Origin of the sequence: Wandonia haliotis, assembly GCF_039523435.1 — a bacterium.
GTDB lineage: Bacteria > Bacteroidota > Bacteroidia > Flavobacteriales_D > Crocinitomicaceae > Wandonia > Wandonia haliotis.
Window position 1 is genome coordinate 503,494 of the sequence record NZ_BAAAFH010000022.1, and the last position, 15,963, is coordinate 519,456.

Here is a 15,963-nt window from a genome sequence, read left to right on the forward strand (position 1 = left end):
CCTGAGTCTTATTTATTCGTATCACCTTAAGGTTAACCGTAAATTCTCTCTTCTCTTTGGGGCAGAGGCTACGTATGGTCAAAAATTTCTGGATTGGAATAAACTGACTTTTGGTGACCAGATTGATCCGCGTCGTGGATTTATTTACCAGACAGGAGATGAAAGACGTGGAGGTTCCAGAGGTTATTTTGATGTTTCTGCCGGAATTGTGGGATACACAAAAAATTTCTACTTCGGTTTTGCGGCGCATCACCTGAACAGACCAGACGAATCAATGATTATTGGAAACAGCCCGATGCCTATGCGTTTCACAGGACACGTAGGTGCTGATATTCCATTGGGAAAACAATCAAAGTATAACAATCAGACTTCTATTTCTCCAAACATACTTTTCCGTTATCAACAGGGATTTATGGAGCTAAATATTGGTACGTATGTGAAGTATGGAATCTTTACTGCGGGAGCGTGGTTTAGAAATCGTGACGCATTTATCCTTGTTTTCGGAATTAACACCGGAGCATTCAAAGTAGGATACAGCTATGATGTAACCGTATCGCGGCTGACAAATCAGTCGGGTGGTTCTCACGAAGTATCCATGGGAATAAACTTAAATTGTAAAAAGAAACCGGTAACGTTTAAGACACTATCATGTCCTTCTTTCTAAAAATTTGTGTAACCAAATTTAGAAAGCTGCGTTATTAACATATATTTGTGGTAAGGATTATGAAAAACAAAGGCAAGAATATGAAAAACCTTAAGTTTTTTGGATGGGGTGCAATAGCTGCCATTCTTCTGGCAACTTCTTGTGCCAAAGATCGTTCGGAGATCACGGGGTGGGATTATAACAATCCCAAAAACGGTGGTTTCCAAAAGGTACCATTCTTAGATCAGGAAACAGGACCGGGTCTTGTTTTGGTTGAAGGTGGAACCTTTACAATGGGAAGAAATGAACAGGATGTGATGTTCGACTGGAATAATGTTCCCCGTCGTGTAACTGTTTCTTCATTTTATATGGATCAGTTTGAGATCACAAACTTTAACTGGTTGGAGTATTTATACTGGGTAAAAAGAACCTATCCTTCTTATCCTTTGATTTACAAGAATGCTCTTCCAGATACAAATTCATGGAGATCACCTCTTGCATTCAACGAAAAGTTTGTAGAGTACTATCTTCGTCATCCGGCATACCGTGATTACCCGGTTGTAGGAGTTTCCTGGCTACAGGCAAACGACTTCTGTAACTGGCGTACGGATCGTGTGAATGAGTATATTCTTATCCGTGAAGGGATTCTATATATGAACCCTGATCAGCAGGATGACCCTTTCACAACGGAATCCTATATGGTCGGACAATATGAGAATGGAGTAAAAGATCCAATGATTGATCTTGATCCTGCTAATGCAAACGGAAGCGGAAGAGGTCGTAAAAAATTCGGAACACGCGTAGTTCGTATGGAAGATGGAATATTACTTCCGCGTTACCGTCTCCCAACTGAAGCAGAATGGGAATTTGCTTACTACGGTCTCATCGGGAACCTTCCTGGACCTGAGTCGGAAAACATTACAGACAGAAGAACTTACCCATGGAACGGACACTGGGTTCGTCAGGATGGAGAGGAATTCCACGGAGATATTAGAGCTAACTTTGTTCGTGGACGTGGTGACTACATGGGTATTGCAGGACACCTTAACGATAATGCAGATGTTACTGCTCCTGTGAACGCATACTGGCCTAACGATTACGGTTTATACAACATGGCCGGAAACGTTTCAGAATGGGTATTGGATGTTTATCGTCCGCTATCTTCTGAGGACTTTAATGAATTCCGCCCTTTCCGAGGAAATGTATTCAAAACAAAAGTTCTTAATAATGCTGGAGCTATTGAGCAGAAAAATACACAAACGGTATTTGATGTTCATGGAATTAAGGAATATCTAAACGAGTTTGAGCGTGTACGTTACCAGCGTATTTCAGCTATGAAGCACGATCCTGCTGATACAGTAGTACCTGCTTACATTTCATCTCAGACAATGTCCCGCAACAAAGTTCCTGACGGATATGCTCCGGATCCATTGTTTATCTCTCACAGCCGTGTTAAGGATTCTGTAGAGTTGGCTCTTCTTCGTAAAATCAATGAAGTTGTAGACCGTGCAATTGATCTTAAGAATGAGAAATATGATATTGAAGCTTCTGCTTTAATTCAGGATGAAATTATCGATGGAATCTTCGAAGATGATTTCCGCGAAGGACCAGACGAAGAATACGCTTTTGAAGTTATCGTTATGCTTCGTGAAGGAATTTCTGATTTCATCATCAACACTCCGGGACGTCTGAAGTGGAGAAATGAAACTGAAGAAGAGAATATCGGACGTTTGAATTATCGTCGTGCTGATTACATTGATTACAATGATGGTGATATAGAAAGTTCTATCTACTTCGATAACGAAGACAGAAAGAATGCGATCAACCAATTCACACGCGATGCGGATCTTGTGATGTACCAAAACAAATATGAAGAATTTGGTTTGGATGGTGCACAGGTTAAACCTGGAGACAGAACGTCATGGCCAACAACCTTGATCTCTGACAAATCAAGAGTCTACAAAGGTGGTTCATGGCAGGATCGTGCCTACTGGATTGTAGGTAGTGCACGAAGATTCCTTGACGAAGACAAAGCTCTTTGTACACTTGGATTCCGTTGTGCGATGGATCGTGTAGGAAGTCCTACAGGTCTTGGAAACGACAAGAAGAAAAAGAAAAAATAATTAGAACAATTATCATAAATTTACCCGAAGTTAACGCTTCGGGTATTTTTTTATATGGAAAGATTACACAACCTGTTCCTGGAAACAACCGGGATTTCAACGGATACTAGAAAGATTTCAGAGCAATGTATGTTCATCGCTCTCAAAGGGGAGAATTTCGACGGAAACCAATTCGTAAAGCAAGCAATTCAAAGTGGTGCCAAGTATGCCATCACCAGCGAAAAAGAACTCGAAAACAATACGGATATCTTCTATGTGGAAGACACCCTCTCCTTTCTTCAAAATCTTGCAAATTATCATAGAAAAAAGTTCTCCATTCCTGTAATCGGTATAACTGGTTCGAATGGAAAAACAACTTCCAAAGAACTAATTGCATCCGTATTACAGCAACAATACAAGGTGCTTTTTACAGAAGGAAATCTTAATAATCATATTGGTGTTCCTCTTACTCTTCTCAAATTGCGTTCCGAACACGAAATCGCTATTATTGAAATGGGGGCCAGCAAACCAGGAGACATCAAGGAATTGGTAGAATTAGCCGAACCGACCCATGGAATTATCACCAATATCGGACGTGCTCATTTGGAAGGTTTCGGTTCGTTAGAAGGAGTGATCCGGACAAAGAGTGAATTGTATGACTTCATCCGGAAAAATTCCGGAAAAATCATTATCAATCAGGACGATCCGATTCTGACTACTCAACTTGGAAAATATGATTCAGTCAGAACGTACTCCGGGAAAAAGAATGGTGAAGTTACGGGAGAATTGATCCGACTTACACCTTTTGCAGAATTTGAATGGCAATACGGCTCGTACGTCTCGCCCACTCTCATTACACATCTTATCGGTGAATACAATTTTTATAATTTTCTGGCAGCAATTACCTTTGGAATTGAATTCGATGTTCCGGTTGAAAAAATCAATCGTGGGATTACTGAATATATCCCTTCAAATAATCGTTCTCAAGTACAAAAAACAGAACATAACACGCTTATTCTCGATGCGTACAACGCCAACCCCACTTCTATGCTATCCGCGTTGGAATCATTTGACAAAATAAATCACCTATCAAAAATGGTTGTATTAGGAGACATGCTTGAGCTCGGAAAAGAATCAGATACCGAGCATCAAAAAATTGTCGATTATCTCACATCTAAAGACTGGAAGGTTTTGGTTGTCGGTAAAGAATTTCAAAAAACAAAGTTCCCGGATTCTATTCTACACTTTGAGAATAATACTGCAGTAAGAGATTACCTTTTAGAAGCACAGCCCAGAGATAAACTAATTCTTATAAAAGGATCACGAGGGATCAAACTTGAAACCTGTGTAGACGCACTATAAAAAAGAGCTGCATATAACTATGCAGCTCTTTTTACAATTCTATTTCCTTCTATTTGTCAGAAGTAATACTTCGTGAAATAACAATCTTTTGTACTTCAGAAGTTCCTTCGTATATCTGTGTAATTTTCGCATCACGCATCAATCGCTCAACATGATATTCCTTCACATATCCATAACCACCGTGGATTTGTACTGCCTCCACTGTATGTGTCATAGCCACCTGAGAAGCATATAGCTTCGCCATAGCACCTGATGTATCATAGTTACGCTTATTATCCTTATCCCATGCTGCTTTCATTACCATCATTCTGGCCGCTTCGATATCTGTAGCCATATCAGCTAATTTAAAAGCAACTGCCTGGTGCTTGTAAATTTCTTTTCCGAATGCCTGTCTTTCTTTAGAATACGCCAAAGCTAACTCGTATGCTCCTGAAGCAATCCCTAAAGCCTGAGCTGCAATTCCGATACGTCCTCCTGAAAGTGTTTTCATAGCAAACGTGAATCCAAATCCATCTTCTCCGATACGATTTGCCTTTGGAACTTTTACATCATTAAACAATAACGTATGCGTATCACTTCCTCGGATTCCCATTTTGTCTTCTTTCTCACCTACGACAAAACCTTCCATTCCGCGCTCAACAATAAGTGCATTAATCCCTTTGTGTCCTTTTTCAACATCTGTTTGAGCAATTACGATATACGTTGACGCTGAGCTACCGTTCGTGATCCAGTTCTTTGTCCCGTTCAACAAATAGTAGTCTCCCATATCAATGGCAGTTGTACGCTGTGAAGTAGCGTCTGATCCTGCTTCCGGCTCAGAAAGACAAAAAGCACCAATTTTCTCTCCTTTCGCTAGTGGAACGAGATATTTCTCTTTCTGCTCTTCCGTACCGTACGTTTCAAGCCCCCAGCAAACCAATGAATTATTTACAGACATACAAACAGATGTCGAAGCATCTACCTTAGAGATTTCTTCCATTGCCAAAACATAGGATACTGTATCCATTCCTGAACCTCCGTACTTTTCGGAAACCATCATCCCAAGGAATCCAAGCTCTCCCAACTGACGAACTTCTTCAACCGGAAAACGCTGTTCACGGTCACGGTCAATCACCCCTGGCTTCAATACATTTTGTGCAAAATCTCTTGCTGCGTCTCTTACCGCAATTTGTTCTTCTGTTAAATCAAAATTCATGGTTCTTATTTTATTCTTTACAACAATGACTTACAAATTTAGTTTTAAATTTGAAAAAAACTGCAAAAAAATAGCAATGACATCCTATTCCCTTATCGGTGTTATGTCCGGAACTTCAACAGACGGGTTGGATTTAGCTTACACGACATTTTCTCCCGTTTCCAAATCATCAGAAAAATGGAGTTTTGAATTACACCATGCAAAAACGTACCCCTACCCGGAAGAGTTGATTCGTTCTATACGTCAGGCAAAAGAACTGAACGGGTATGCTCTGAAAGAACTGGACATTATTCTCGGAAAGTTTATTGGAGAAACGGTAAATCGTTTCGTGGATGAATTCTCTATTGACCGTACAGCTGTTCATGCCATAGCTTCACACGGACATACAATCTTTCATCAACCATCTGAGAGAATCACTGTGCAAATAGGAAATGGTCAGGTTATTGCATCACTCACAGGAATTAAAACGATTAATAATTTCCGGGAAAAGGATGTTCTTTCCGGTGGGCAGGGAGCTCCATTAGTACCAATCGGAGACTTATTATTATTCAGTGATCTGGCAGATAGTTTTTTGAATTTGGGTGGTTTTGCAAACATTACCTCGATACGAGATAATACCCCCATTGCATTTGATATCTGTCCCTGTAACCTCCCATTAAATATGTACGCTTCATTGATCGGATATCCTTACGATCACAATGGAGAATTGGGACGTTCAGTTCCTAATCATAATACGGGACTTGTCTCTACACTGAATCACCTCCCCTATTATTCGAAAAAATGGCCTAAATCACTTGGTGTTGAATGGTTAGAAGAAGAGTTTGCTCCACTTCTTGAAATTGATGAACTAACCGCCCAGGAAAAGTTGAGAATTTGCTACGATCATATCAGTGAACAAATTGCAGGCAGTATTCGCAAACTTCAAGCCCAAAAAGTTTTGGTTACCGGAGGCGGTGCGAAAAACAAATTCCTAGTTGAATTAATCCGGCAGAAAAGTAATTCGGAGATTCTGATTCCCGACAGTCAGCTTATTGATTTTAAAGAGGCGATTGTATTTGCCTTCCTTGGTGTTTTATTTCTAATCGGACAACCCAATTGTTTAAAAAGTGTAACCGGAGCCGACAGAGACGTGTGTGGCGGGAACGAATTTTTACCCTGAGTTCATTTTTCTTAAAAAGTTTCGCTTGAAAAAAATGACGGTTCAATATGTTTTTTACTTTTGTCAGGTTAATCCACGTACAGATGAAAGATTTATTAGAGAAATTCGAGAATAAACGCCCGGAGATCGTTTTTGAATGGCAGGATAGTGAAACAGAAGCAGAGGGTTGGGTAGTGATTAATTCCCTAAGGGGAGGAGCAGCAGGAGGGGGAACCCGTATGCGTCAGGGGCTTGACAAAAGAGAAGTTGAGTCATTAGCTAAAACAATGGAAGTTAAGTTTACGGTTGCAGGACCTCCTATTGGTGGTGCTAAATCCGGTATTAACTTTGATCCGAAAGACCCTAGAAAAGAAGGGGTTCTTCGTCGTTGGTTTGCCGCTGTTACTCCCTTGTTAAAATACTACTATGGTACAGGTGGAGATTTGAACGTTGACGAAATTCACGAAGTAATTCCAATTACAGAAGATTGCGGAATCTGGCATCCTCAGGAAGGTGTTTTCACTGGACACTTCCAACCCAGAGAAGCTCAGAAAATCAACCGCATAGGGCAATTACGCCAGGGAGTTCTAAAAGCAATTGAAACAGCTGATTACTCTCCTGATATTGCAAAAAAATATGTAATCGCTGATATGATCACCGGTTATGGGGTTGCCGAGTCTGTTAAACACTATTACTCAATTTGGGGTGGCGGTGTTACCGATAAAAAAATAATTGTTCAGGGTTGGGGAAATGTTGGTTCCGCAGCTGCTTACTATCTGGCTCAGCAAGGAGCTAAGATTGTAGGAATTATAGACCGTGTAGGAGGACTTATAAAAGAAGATGGTTTCTCTTTTGAAGAAATCCGTGAGCTTTATCTTACTAAAAACGGTAATGAACTGAACGCAGAGGGAATGCTCTCCTTTGATGAAGTAAACGCAAAAATATGGGATATTGAAGCAGATGTTTTCCTTCCCTGTGCGGCATCACGACTGCTGACAAGAGACCAGGTAGATCGTATGATCAAATCAGGTCTTCAGGTGATTTCAGCAGGAGCTAATGTTCCGTTTGCTGATCCTGAAATATTCTTTGGACCTATTGCTGATTACGCCGATAATCATATTAGTGTTATTCCTGATTTTATCTCAAATTGTGGAATGGCGCGTGTCTTTGCTTACCTGATGAGTAATGATCTTGATACACTCACAGATGAAGGCATTTTTGAAGACACGTCGGAAACAATCCGAATAGCTTTGCAAAACACAAACACCAAAAATAAAGCGAAGACAGGCATCGCCAAGGCGGCATTTGAAATCGCATTAAACCAATTAATTTAAAACTATGGAAATTTTTATGATCGTAGTTTTTGTGCTCGGGTATCTTGCCATCGCCTTTGAGCACAATCTACATGTTGACAAAGCCGCTCCTGCCCTTTTAATCGGTATGATCAGCTGGGGACTTTATGCCCTCTACCCTGCCCAGGCGCTTCACGTCGACACTTCTCAACCACTTACAGAAGTCGTAAAAGAAGATGGACTGGATCACCGTCTTCCCCGTTTTGAAGAGTACGCGCAAACAGAAATTGTAAAGCACGAAAAGGACCTCCATGGGAAATCAAAAGAAGATCCAAAAAACGCAGAAGATACTTCCAGCTTTCTTCATCACTTTGTCGGACATGGACTCGAACATCATCTTTTTGATATTGCTGCCATTCTTTTCTTTTTGATGGGAGCAATGACAATTGTTGAAATCATTGACACCCATGAAGGATTTCAGGTGATCACTGATAAAATTAAGACGACTAATAAAGTAAAACTCCTTTGGATTCTTTGTTTTCTGACTTTTTTCATGTCAGCAGCACTGGATAACCTGACGACTTCTATCGTTATGATATCGGTCATCAGAAAACTCATAAAGGATCAAAAGACCCGTTGGTTTTTTGCCGGGATGATCGTAATCTCTGCAAATGCAGGTGGTGCGTGGTCTCCTATTGGTGACGTCACAACTACCATGTTATGGAACAGTGGTCAGTTGCCTACTTCCGCAAAAATTGTAGTAGACCTGATACTTCCTTCTTTGGTGACCATGATATTACCTCTGGCTATCTCTTCTTTCATTTTAAAAGGAGACGTAGAACGTCCTGTAAAAGTTCATGATGCAGACCACTATCTGAATCCTACAACGGAATTTGAGAGAACCTTTGTTTTCTTTCTTGGTCTTGCAGGATTACTATTTGTACCGGTTTTCAAAACCCTGACACACCTTCCTCCTTTCACAGGAATGATGTTATCACTAGGAATTTTGTGGGCCGTTACTGAATTAATGCACAAAAGCAAATCTGCCGAACACCGCAAAACACTTTCACCATTAACAATCCTGAGAAAGATTGACTCGGCAAGTGTTCTGTTCTTTTTAGGTATTCTTATGGCCGTTGCTGCTCTTCAGGAAGTAGGTATTCTTGTACAGGCTGCCGGAGTTCTGGACAGCACATTTAACGGAAATGTATACTCTATCAACCTTACAATCGGTCTACTATCTGCCATTGTAGATAACGTTCCGCTTGTTGCTGCGGCGCAGGGAATGTACCAAATCAGCCCTGAAGCCGGAACTGCTTTCGCACCGGATGGAGCTTTCTGGCAATTCCTTGCATATTGTGCAGGAACAGGAGGTTCAGCTCTTATTATCGGGTCTGCTGCCGGAGTCGCTGTTATGGGATTGGAGAAAATTTCTTTCGGTTGGTATATTAAAAAGATTTCTCTTCTCGCAATTTTAGGCTATTTTGCAGGAGCACTAGTATTCATTTTAATGCATACATAATACTATTTCAAAAATTAATTCGTTATAAAACTATGAATCCATTACTCTTACAAATCGATACACCTGAAAACATTCAGGTTGCAACAACGGAAGTCTCTCTATGGGAACTTGTTGCCGGGGAAAACGGTCAAAGTCTTTTCATAATGATTCCTTTGATGATTATGTCCGTTATTGCCGTTTACATATTCGTGGAACGTTTTCTGGCTGTTAACCGGGCATCGAAAGAGGAAAAAGATTTCATGAGTAAAATCAAGGATTACCTGAAAGATGGTAAAATTGATTCGGCAAAGGATCTTTGTGCCCGCTCAGAGAATCCGGCTGCGCGTATGATTGAAAAAGGAATCAGCCGATTAGGGAAATCTCAGAAAGATATTGCCGCTTCTATTGAAAATACAGGTAAACTGGAAGTAATGCGTCTTGAACAACGCCTTAACTTTCTGGCGACTTCAGCAGGAGCAGCGCCTATGATCGGATTTCTTGGAACGACAATTGGTATGGTAAACGTATTTATTGAAATGAAAAGCATGCAATCTCTGGAGCTTTCTACGATTTCTCCAGGAATTATGCAAGCAATGATAACAACCGTAGGAGGTCTGATTGTTGGTATTATTTCATACGTTGGGTATAATTACCTTGTAGGACGTATTGAAAAAGTGGTCTACAAAATGGAGAATACCGCAATCGACTTTATGGATTTATTGAACGAACCGGGAAAATAACAGCAGTATGAATCTGAGATCGACCAATAAAATAAAAACAGAAGCAGGAATGGCCTCAATGACCGACCTTGTCTTCCTGCTATTGGTGTTCTTTATCATTATGAGTACACTCAGCGAGCCACAAACTCCGCTGGATCTTCCTCAGGCTGAAAAAGGAGCTCCGAGTTCAAAGCAACCCAAGCCTCCGACATCGGTAGGTATCACTGCAGACAATACGTATTTCATAGACAATAACCTTTCTCAGGAATTATCGTATGAAGAAGCAAGGGATCAGTTAATTGCTCTGATGAACGAATCAGAAGAAAAGAAAATTAAGATTGCAGGAGATAAAAATGCTTCGTATGAATCTGTTTTCAAACTGATTTCTCTGGCTCAGGTACAAGGGTGGAAACCTCTTCTGGCCTTTGACAAGAACTCAGAACGATAAAATGAAATGGTATGGCAGAAGTAAAAGTAGTTGAAGAAAAGGACCGAAACACAGGTATTGTTGCAGCAGTAGTTTTTACAGCTGTGCTTTCTATTCTATTGCTTTTCCTTTCTGTTACAGAGCCCGATCCTCCACTGCAGGACATTCCTGTACCTATTGAATTGGACGAGGAAATGATTATAGAAGACTTTGAGGCGAATGCTGGTGGAGGGACTCCCGCCAATACAAAAGATCCGAAACCAACTCCTCCGGATCAGGGGGATGCGGTACTCAGTTCTGAAGAACCCACTTTCACGCACAATACAGGTCAGGAAGGTAAAAAGCCGGTAGAAAATCCAAAGCCCAGCGACCCTGAACCCGATCCTACATTTACATTTTCCGGATCAGGTGGTTCGGAAGGTGGTGGAGGTAGTGGAAACCTCTTTGGAAGCGGAACAGATAATAACCCGGGAACGGGTTCCGGAGGAGCCGGTTCGGGAACGAGAAAAGTAGTCACCCCCCCCTGTCCTCCTTCAGCAGGAACAGAAGAAGGGGATATTTATCTAACAGTTTGGATTGACGAAACCGGTAAGGTTATAAAGGCTGAAAATATCCCTACCAAAACAACTACAAGTTCAGCAACCGTTATCAATGCCGCTATACAGGGCGTAAAGAACTGTATGCGTTTTGAAAAACGAGAAGGTGCTGGTGTTACCAAAAGAGAACTGTCGGGTCCTATCCGAATCAGAAGAAATTAATGAAAACATACGAAGAAACCACGGAATGGCTTTTCGAGCAATTTCCGTCGTATCAGAATCAAGGAGCCGGAGCCTATAAACCGGATTTACACACAATTTCCAAACTACTTAAAGCACTTGGTAACCCACATTCGGGATTACAATGTATACACGTGGCAGGCACAAACGGAAAGGGAAGCACATCGCATATGATCGCTTCCATCCTGATGGAGTTAGGATATAAGGTAGGTGTGTTTTCCTCTCCTCATCTAAAGGATTTCCGGGAACGGATCAGGATTAACGGAAGTATGATACCTCAGACAGCTGTAGTAAATTGGGTTAATCACAAGCTACCTACTCTGAATCTGGATTATTCGCCCTCCTTTTTTGAGCTGTCTTTTGCTATCGCAGTCGATTATTTCAATGAGCAAAACTGCGACTTCTGTATACTGGAAGCCGGTATGGGAGGAAGACTTGACGCAACGAACATTATTAGCCCGCTTGTAAGCGTCATTACCAATATAGGTCTTGATCACAAACAGTTTCTCGGAAATACGCGTAAGGAAATTGCCCGGGAAAAAGCCGGAATCATAAAACCGGGAGTTCCGGTTGTTATTTATGAAAAGGACGAAGAAACACAAGAAGTTTTCGAATCCGTTGCAAAAGAAAAGAACAGTACTATCTATTGGGTACAACAGGGAGTATCCTATAAAACGGATCTTCCCGGAATTTTTCAGCAGGCAAATGCCGCAACCGCTGTTGCTACAATTCTTGAATTAGAAAAAGTAAATTCTATTACTTCTGCTCAAAAAGCAATTCAACAGGGACTACAGAAAGTTAAGATAAATACTTCTTTTCAGGGCCGAATGGAAAAACTATCTGATGCGCCTCAAACATTTCTGGACGGGGCACATAATATAGAAGGGATAAAAGCATTACTCGAAAACTTTCAGGATTTAAAAGACACCTCACTCCATATCATATATGGAGCCTCGAATGATAAAGAACTGGAAAACATCTTCACTTTATTCCCTGAAAATTCATATCTGTATTTCACCTCCTTTGCTAATCCACGTTCCTTTCTTGTTGAAGAATTACAAGAAAGATCAGAGCATTTGTTACAAAAACGAACTTTTTTTTCAAATCCACTTGAGGCATTGAAATCTGCACAAACAACTGCAAAAGAAAAAGATACGATCCTTATATTTGGAAGTCTCTTTCTGGTATCAGATTTTTTTTAATTTTTTTTAGTTTTTTTCATTGCCAATTCAAATTTGTCACTTATATTTGCACCCGCAATGACGGTCAAACGAGGCCATCAAAAAAGCAAAAAAAGGGCTCTTAGCTCAGTTGGTTCAGAGCACCTGCCTTACAAGCAGGGGGTCACTGGTTCGAATCCAGTAGGGCCCACAAAAAGCTTCGCAGTAATGCGGAGCTTTTGTGTTTTTATACCTTTCCTTTTATCGGATGTACTACCTCTAAAATAGCTTATTCGACACCTAAACGATAAACTAGAAGTGATCCCTCTACAGAAATAAATCCGTCCGGAAACAGACTTTACCAGAAAAATAGGCGTATATTTCCTACTCGTTCGGATAGGATCAATATCTTCTATAGGAATACACAAATACAGAGTAAAACTCAGACCATGAAAAAAATCTTATTTCTACTCTCTCTTCTATTTTTCTGTTTACATGGAACTACGCAAGGTTTAATCACAATTAATCAGGACTTTAACAAAGCTCTTTCCTTAGCAGCTCAAGAAGACAAAATGGTTTTCATCGATTTTTACACAACCTGGTGTGCTCCCTGCAAAAAACTGGAAAATCTGGTGTTCCAAAATGATTCCATTAAAAATATTCTGAAAAAGGATTTTATACTCCTGAAATATAATGCTGAAGATGATTCCGTTTATAATTTGTCAAAGAAACATCACATCAGCAGCTACCCAACGGGGCTTATTCTTAATAAAAGCGGCTATGTTGTAAATAGATCGTATGGTTTTTCCGGAGAGAATTTTCAGTCACTCAGTACAAGTGTAATAGAGTTTACAAAGGAAAGTTCTGCGTTAAACGCAAAAAATAAAATAATCAAAGGATACTCCAACACTATAGATATTACCAAATATCCACAGTTTTATATAGACTATATCAACAGAACCAATACTAAAATTCAGGCATCTGTAGTAAACGAATACTGGAGAAGTCAAAAAGATGTCCTTTCTGAAGAATACTTTTCGACCCTACTCTATTTTGCAAATGAAGCAGCAGACCCAATTGCTGAAGATGCCTTGGCAAACAAAGCCAACTATATCGAACTGTATGGAACAACCGATGTAGAAACATTAATGTATTTTCTTACATCGGGTAAATTTAAACGGGCCATCTCAGAAAAAGATCAACTAAAATATGATGAAGCAGTTCACTTTGCAAGAAAGGCTTTGTCTAAAGAATGGATAGATGATGTCGTATCTTCTTTTGAACGAAAATTTCTCATAGTACAAGACAAATGGGAGCAAGTTTTTACGTTGTACGAAAATCAAAAAAATGAGGGAAAACTCAGTAATGGTGCCATTAATCATTTTTGCTGGGATATTTATAAAAAATGTAACGATCCACAGGTTATTGATAAATGCCTGATCTGGATGAAACAGGTTACTGAAGAAGAACCCTCTTATGCCTATTTAGACACGTATGCTTTCCTGCTGTATAAATCTGGGGATAAAACGGAGACCAAAAGAATAGCACAATTAGCAATAGAAGCCGCCAAAAAAGAAAATGAAAGCACAAAAAATCTGGAGGCACTACTAAAAAAACTCTGAAAGGAACCGGTACATGTAAACGAGCTGCTTTACATCGGTATGTTTTATACATTTACATACATGAACAAAGATCAATTAGCTAAAGAACATCTGAAACAGTTTCTCTCCGGATTTCCCAATCTGGATAATTCAATGATTTCCCAACTCGCTGAGATTATTCAGGTAATAGCTCCTACTAAAGGAACGATACTTATGCAGGAAGGAACGGTGCCCGATGCCTGTTACTTTGTTCTGAAAGGTCTTGTACGGCAATATCAAATCATAGATGGAACTGAACGGACGACAGAGTTTTATACAGAATCCCATGGAACCGTCTCTTCCATGCATTATACGGAAAGAACTCCTTCCTCATTCTATCTGGAGTGCATGGAAGATTGTTTATTGATCATAGGAGACCGGGAAACCGATCCGGTTCATTTTGAAAAATTTCCGGCTCTGGTAGAAATTACCAAACAAATGCTCGAAAACGATCTGAATAAAATCAAAGAAAATTATTCCCAATTTATTCTCTCCTCCCCTCTAGAGCGATATGAACACTTTTTGAAAACGCGACCTGATGTACACATTCGCGTTCCCTTACATCAAATAGCCAGTTATTTAGGTATGACTCCCGAATCACTCAGTAGAATTCGAAAACGCAGGGTTTCTCCCGGGAAGTAATTTTTTTCCGCCTTTCGCAATCAACCAGATTGCCAGTCCAAACTCTCCGAACACCATTGGCAAAAGAAAAACAACTTCTACACGTTCCCGTAGTTGTTCGTAATCTGTAATAAAAAGATCTGCCGTATTACTTATCACATAACCTATCCCGGCTGCAAACAGGAGTATACCAATCCCTTTTTGCAGGGTATTTTTCTCACAAACCAACCCTGCCAAATACAAAAGATGAAATCCAAAAATGATCAAACCCAATTGCCAAATCGACTGAAAGCTTTGCAAAAGCGTATATACTTCCTTCCCGTCAAAGATAAACTGCGCCCTGATCAACTCTATAATTGCAATCCCTAAAATCAACGAATAAATAAATCGAAGCCCTCCCATGACCATCGCTCTCCGATTATTCTTTGGCTCATAAAACCGATAAAGTCCCCAGCTGACAAGTAGATCGCAAAGTAATATAACACCCCACCCGATACTTCCCCACAAAAATTCTGCGCGCATTTCAGGTAACACTTCTATAAGCTGTTCACTATTCATTTTAAAAACAGGAGCATACACTCCCCCCATAACCATACCTGCAACAATCGTCATTATCACCAGTGAAATCCCTGAAACCATTCCGAACTGTCTTTGTGTTATTTTATTCTTCATAACAAGTCATTATTTCTTGTTACAAATCTATAATGGCCTTGCTAAAAAGAACCTTGACGAAAGTCAATAAATGCTCCCTATTCAATCAATCATGCAACCCTAATTGAAAATATAAGGTATAAGGATACAAATGAATCCTATCAAAGAATTATACGATCGATTGGAAAGTCAGAATGCGTGGAACAAAACAATCCTGCTAAAAAGAAATGAACTTTTGAAAATTGCAGGGACAGTTGACACCAATTTGTATTACATTCTATCCGGAAGTCTTAAAATTTACTTCATCAGTGACAGTGAAGAGCATATCGTACGATTCGGATACCAGAACAATTTTATTACATCTTTAGATAGTTTTATAACTGAATCCCCTTCCGAATTTTATATTCAGGCAATAAAGCAAACTCAACTAAAAAGTATCTCCAAACCCGATTACCTGAACTTCATAAATCAGAATGCAGACAACAAACGTCTTTGGGACACTATACTGGAACAGTTGGTCTTACAACAACTTGAACGCGAAAAAGACATTTTAATAACCTCTCCCCAAAAACGGTTTAAAAGAGTGTTCGAAAGAAGTCCTCAACTGTTTCAGGAAATTCCCAATAAACATATCGCATCCTATCTGAGAATGTCCCCCGAAACACTTTCCCGCCTCAAAAGTCTTGATTTCAATCAATAAATAGTTTTTTGTAAATCCGGATTTTTGTAAAAAGGA

At 40.0% G+C, this 15,963-nt stretch carries 15 protein-coding genes and 1 tRNA gene; 14 read left to right on the forward strand and 2 right to left on the reverse strand.

Annotated elements, in window-relative coordinates; genetic code table 11:
• The 3 genes from ABDZ97_RS14905 to ABDZ97_RS14915 form a co-directional block, all read left to right on the forward strand.
• Positions 1-664 (forward strand): PorP/SprF family type IX secretion system membrane protein (locus ABDZ97_RS14905; RefSeq protein WP_343789465.1); only part of this gene is annotated, 664 nt, incomplete at its 5' end.
• Between the two features lie 80 nt (positions 665-744).
• Entirely contained in the window at positions 745-2,766 is a 2,022-nt protein-coding gene (locus tag ABDZ97_RS14910; RefSeq protein WP_343789468.1) for an SUMF1/EgtB/PvdO family nonheme iron enzyme, read from the forward strand.
• 54 nt (positions 2,767-2,820) lie between these two features.
• Entirely contained in the window at positions 2,821-4,107 is a 1,287-nt protein-coding gene (locus tag ABDZ97_RS14915; RefSeq protein ID WP_343789471.1) for a UDP-N-acetylmuramoyl-tripeptide--D-alanyl-D-alanine ligase, read from the forward strand.
• Positions 4,108-4,156: 49 nt separating this feature from the next.
• On the opposite strand, the gene ABDZ97_RS14920 is transcribed toward ABDZ97_RS14915, so the two are convergent.
• A complete protein-coding gene (locus ABDZ97_RS14920) occupies positions 4,157-5,302 on the reverse strand; it encodes an acyl-CoA dehydrogenase (protein ID WP_343789475.1) in 1,146 nt (381 codons plus the stop codon).
• Positions 5,303-5,378: 76 nt separating this feature from the next.
• On the opposite strand from ABDZ97_RS14920, the gene ABDZ97_RS14925 reads away from it, so the two are divergent.
• From ABDZ97_RS14925 to ABDZ97_RS14970, 10 genes are all read left to right on the forward strand, one after another.
• Positions 5,379-6,461, forward strand: coding sequence for an anhydro-N-acetylmuramic acid kinase (locus ABDZ97_RS14925; protein WP_343789478.1), 1,083 nt, complete (start codon positions 5,379-5,381; stop codon positions 6,459-6,461).
• An 83-nt stretch (positions 6,462-6,544) separates the two neighbouring features.
• Positions 6,545-7,774: a Glu/Leu/Phe/Val dehydrogenase dimerization domain-containing protein gene (locus ABDZ97_RS14930; protein WP_343789481.1), complete on the forward strand. Its 1,230-nt coding sequence runs from the start codon at positions 6,545-6,547 to the stop codon at positions 7,772-7,774.
• 4 nt (positions 7,775-7,778) lie between these two features.
• Positions 7,779-9,254 (forward strand): sodium:proton antiporter NhaD, encoded by a 1,476-nt coding sequence (gene nhaD / locus ABDZ97_RS14935; protein ID WP_343789484.1) that lies wholly within the window; start codon positions 7,779-7,781, stop codon positions 9,252-9,254.
• Between the two features lie 32 nt (positions 9,255-9,286).
• Complete coding sequence (locus ABDZ97_RS14940) at positions 9,287-9,973, forward strand: MotA/TolQ/ExbB proton channel family protein (RefSeq protein ID WP_343789487.1); 687 nt, start codon at positions 9,287-9,289, stop codon at positions 9,971-9,973.
• Positions 9,974-9,980: 7 nt separating this feature from the next.
• Complete coding sequence (locus tag ABDZ97_RS14945) at positions 9,981-10,400, forward strand: ExbD/TolR family protein (protein WP_343789490.1); 420 nt, start codon at positions 9,981-9,983, stop codon at positions 10,398-10,400.
• Between the two features lie 11 nt (positions 10,401-10,411).
• Positions 10,412-11,137 (forward strand): hypothetical protein, encoded by a 726-nt coding sequence (locus tag ABDZ97_RS14950; RefSeq protein WP_343789493.1) that lies wholly within the window; start codon positions 10,412-10,414, stop codon positions 11,135-11,137.
• A complete protein-coding gene (locus tag ABDZ97_RS14955) occupies positions 11,137-12,357 on the forward strand; it encodes a bifunctional folylpolyglutamate synthase/dihydrofolate synthase (protein ID WP_343789496.1) in 1,221 nt (406 codons plus the stop codon). The genes ABDZ97_RS14950 and ABDZ97_RS14955 overlap by 1 nt, the downstream gene beginning before the upstream one ends.
• Before the next feature lie 94 nt (positions 12,358-12,451).
• Positions 12,452-12,526, forward strand: a tRNA-Val gene (locus tag ABDZ97_RS14960).
• Positions 12,527-12,764: 238 nt separating this feature from the next.
• Positions 12,765-13,937: a thioredoxin family protein gene (locus tag ABDZ97_RS14965; RefSeq protein WP_343789500.1), complete on the forward strand. Its 1,173-nt coding sequence runs from the start codon at positions 12,765-12,767 to the stop codon at positions 13,935-13,937.
• A gap of 60 nt (positions 13,938-13,997) precedes the next feature.
• The gene (locus tag ABDZ97_RS14970; protein WP_343789503.1) at positions 13,998-14,597 is read left to right on the forward strand and encodes a Crp/Fnr family transcriptional regulator; all 600 of its coding nucleotides are present in this window, start codon (positions 13,998-14,000) and stop codon (positions 14,595-14,597) included.
• Here ABDZ97_RS14970 and ABDZ97_RS14975 read toward each other — a convergent pair.
• A complete protein-coding gene (locus tag ABDZ97_RS14975) occupies positions 14,553-15,248 on the reverse strand; it encodes a DUF4386 domain-containing protein (protein WP_343789506.1) in 696 nt (231 codons plus the stop codon). The genes ABDZ97_RS14970 and ABDZ97_RS14975 overlap by 45 nt on opposite strands.
• 130 nt (positions 15,249-15,378) lie before the next feature.
• Here ABDZ97_RS14975 and ABDZ97_RS14980 point away from each other — a divergent pair, with 130 nt between their 5' ends.
• A complete protein-coding gene (locus tag ABDZ97_RS14980) occupies positions 15,379-15,927 on the forward strand; it encodes a Crp/Fnr family transcriptional regulator (protein ID WP_343789509.1) in 549 nt (182 codons plus the stop codon).
• Positions 15,928-15,963: the final 36 nt, after the last annotated feature.